Origin of the sequence: Nocardiopsis sp. TNDT3, from assembly GCF_003427465.1 — a bacterium.
Lineage (GTDB): Bacteria > Actinomycetota > Actinomycetes > Streptosporangiales > Streptosporangiaceae > Nocardiopsis > Nocardiopsis dassonvillei.
In genome coordinates this window covers 1-3,057 of sequence record NZ_QPFC01001113.1, presented here as the reverse complement: position 1 = coordinate 3,057, position 3,057 = coordinate 1, and the positions used below count along the sequence as shown (strand labels likewise).

The window sequence follows — 3,057 nt, the reverse complement described above, 5'->3', positions numbered from 1 at the left end:
GGGCCCCGGCACACCCCACCCACAGCGCCCGGGCCCACACCACCGAAAAACACTCACCGCACCTTCGTGCGCACCGACCACACATACGCCAGCAGCGACAGCACCGCCACCGACACCATCACCACCGCCATACTCACCAACGACGGCTCACCCGTCTCCGTCAGCCCCGCCAGCGACGCCACACCACCGCCCAGCGCGAACTGCAACGCACCCATCAACGCCGAAGCCGTACCCGCCACCGCGGCCGGCTGCCCGTCCAGAGCCGTCACCGTCGCGTTCGGCATGATGAAACCGACACTGAGCATCATCAGCGCGAGCAGCGCCACGACCATCCACAACTGGGCCACACCCAGCACCGCCAGCGCCGCCAACACACCCACCGAGGCAAGAGCCAGCACCAGACCCATCCCCAGCCGCCGCAGCGTCTCCACACGACCCACCAGGAAACCGTTCAGCTGCGTACCCGCCATCATCCCCAGCGCGTTCACCGCGAACAGCCCCGCGTACAACTGCGGCGAGACACCGAACTCCGTCTGCGACACGAACGAGAACGCCGACACGTACGTGAACAACATCCCGAAACTGAGCCCCATCGTCAGCACCGGACCCACAAAACGCGGCTGACGCAGCAGACCACCCACCGTCACCACCAACTGACGCGGACCCTGCCGACGACGGTCCTGCACCGGCAGACTCTCCGGCAACCACACCAACACCAGCACAAAGCTCAGCGCCGACATCACCGCCAGCACCCAAAAACTCAACTGCCACGGACCCACCAGCAGCAACTGCGCACCCGCCAACGGAGCCAACAGCGGAGCCAGCATCATCACCAGCGCCAGACGCGAGAAGAACCGCACCGCGTCATCACCCGCGAACAGGTCACGCACCACCGCACGACCGATCACCGCACCCGCGGCACCGGCCACACCCTGCACGAATCGCAGCACGATGAACAACGTCACGTCCGGCACGAACACGCACAGCACCGACGTCACCGTGAACAGGGCCACGCCCACCAACAGCGGACCACGACGCCCCACGGCGTCGCTCAACGGCCCGATCACCAGCTGACCCACGGCCAGGCCCAGCATCATCGCCGTCAGCGTCAGCTGGATCTGCGCCTCGCTCGTCCCCAGATCCCGCGTGATCTGGGGGAAGGCCGGAAGGTACATGTCGGTCGCCAACGGCCCGGTCGCCGTCAGCACACCCAGCACCAGCACCAGCAGCGCCACCGACTTGCGCGAGGGCGTCCAGCGCTCACCCGCCTCCGGCTCGGGGGCGGGGGAAGGAACCGGGACAGGGGAAGAGGACCTCTCGACCGCCTCCCGGTCAGGGACCGCGGAGGGGGAGTTCGGGGACTGCACAGGCACTCCAGTTCAGGAACGGGAAAAGCGCCGGAAGGAAGAACCCCGCCGACGACGGACACTTCCATCCCAACATCCCGACCCCGCGGATCGCCTCCTCTTTATCCCCCAGAACGCCTGTGATGTCCGTTACGACCCGAACGGTTACCTTACGAGCCGGTCCAGCAACCGCACGACCTCGCCCTCCGGATCCTCCGTCAGACCACCGTGGATCGGCCCCGGCTGCACGATCGTGCTCCGCGGAGCCGTCAACCACCGGAACCGCTGACCGGGGCGCTCACGACCGGCCGCACCCGCCCCCGCGCCACCACGGCACATCACCTCCACCGCCTCCAGCGCACGCCGCACACCCGCCACGTCCGCCTCAGCGTCCACCGCCAGCAACCGCCGCTCGTCCAACGCCGAACGAGCGCCCAGGAACCCCCGCTCCTGGCAGTACACGATCACCCCGGCGTTCACACACTCACCGCGCTCCAACCGCGGCACCACCCGCAACAGCGCGTACTCGAACACCGCACGCTCACGCCGCTCACCCACACGACCGGTCGTCACCGCGTCGCTGTAACGCCTCGGGGCGCTCATCCCGTCACCTCCGGCAGCCAGGAACGCTCGGCCACCCGGGCCAGCAGGTACCGCACATACGCCGCACGCACATCCCCGGGACCGTCGAACCCGGGCTCGTCCACCAGCCACTCGTCCGGCACCAACTCCACCACACGGCGCAGCAGACCCTCGTCCACCAAGGGCGCCAGGTCCGCGTCCGCGGCGGCCAGGTCCGGCGACGCACCCGACAGCACGTGGTCGGAGGCGTCGTAGGGGCGGTGCACGAACCGGTCGGCGTTGGCCCAGTTGTGGTGGAAGATCAGCGTCGCACCGTGGTCGATCAGGTAGGGGCGCCCGTGCCACAGCAGCATGTTCGGGTTGCGCCAGGACCGGTCCACGTTGCCGGTCAGCGCGTCGAACCACAGCACCCGCCCGGCGAACCCCCGGTCCACCTCGAAGGTCAGCGGATCGAAGCCCAGCGAACCGGGGAGGAAGTCCATCCCCAGGTTGAGCCCGCCGCTGGCCTTGAGCAGCTCCTGCACCTCGGGATCGGGCTCGCTGCGGCCGATCACCGCGTCGAACTCCGCCGTGACCAGCTCCGGAACGGGCAGCCCCAGGGCGCGGCCCAGCTCCCCCGCGACGACCTCGGCCACGAGCGTCTTGCGCCCCTGCCCCGCCCCGAGGAACTTGACCACGTACATCCCCAGGTCGTCGGCCTCGACCAACCCCGGGAGCGAACCTCCTTCGCGCAGCGGCAGCACGTACCGCGTCGCGACCACCTTTCTCAGCACGCGGACCAGCATAGGCAGCGCACGGAGCGCTCGCGCACCGCCGCCTCGACGGGTCCGTCGCTGAGCCGGACGCACGGGGCCGCGGCCCGCCGCCCCTCCACCGCACCGGAACCGCCTCCCGCCATCGCCGCTAAAGGACGCTGAACACGTTCTAGGCAACGTCCCCGCCCGCCGCGACACGCCGAGCGGCTTTCAAAAGGGAGACCTGTGAGGAGGGTGCGGCGTAGCCGCGCGATCTCGTCTTTCTCTTCTTTTTTTCTTTTTCAAGAAAAGAACCACCACCTTTACGACGTAGATTTTTAACAGGAACAAGGAAGGGGTCCGGCGCCGAAACCGGACCCCTCACGCGTTTTCCG

Annotated in this window: 4 protein-coding genes; all 4 read right to left on the bottom strand. The window is 68.4% G+C overall.

What is annotated here, in order from left to right:
* Positions 1-53: 53 nt before the first annotated feature.
* On the bottom strand, positions 54-1,367 hold the full coding sequence (locus DQW06_RS24510; RefSeq protein ID WP_117199391.1) for a multidrug effflux MFS transporter: 1,314 nt from the start codon (positions 1,365-1,367) through the stop codon (positions 54-56).
* Positions 1,368-1,511: 144 nt separating this feature from the next.
* The gene (locus DQW06_RS24505) at positions 1,512-1,949 is read right to left on the bottom strand and encodes a DUF3037 domain-containing protein (RefSeq protein WP_013152991.1); all 438 of its coding nucleotides are present in this window, start codon (positions 1,947-1,949) and stop codon (positions 1,512-1,514) included.
* Positions 1,946-2,713, bottom strand: a complete 768-nt coding sequence (locus DQW06_RS24500; RefSeq protein WP_013152990.1) for a HipA family kinase — start codon at positions 2,711-2,713, stop codon at positions 1,946-1,948. Before DQW06_RS24500 ends, DQW06_RS24505 begins: the two co-directional genes overlap by 4 nt.
* Positions 2,714-2,852: 139 nt before the next feature.
* A partial coding sequence (locus DQW06_RS29680) for a hypothetical protein (RefSeq protein ID WP_232833142.1) occupies positions 2,853-3,057 on the bottom strand: 205 nt, incomplete at its 5' end.

Excerpts from the sequence above, each read along its gene's own strand:
- DQW06_RS24505 (WP_013152991.1), bottom strand. The coding sequence starts at position 1,949 with ATGAGCGCCCCGAGGCGTTACAGCGACGCGGTGACGACCGGTCGTGTG.
- DQW06_RS24500 (WP_013152990.1), bottom strand. The coding sequence starts at position 2,713 with ATGCTGGTCCGCGTGCTGAGAAAGGTGGTCGCGACGCGGTACGTGCTG.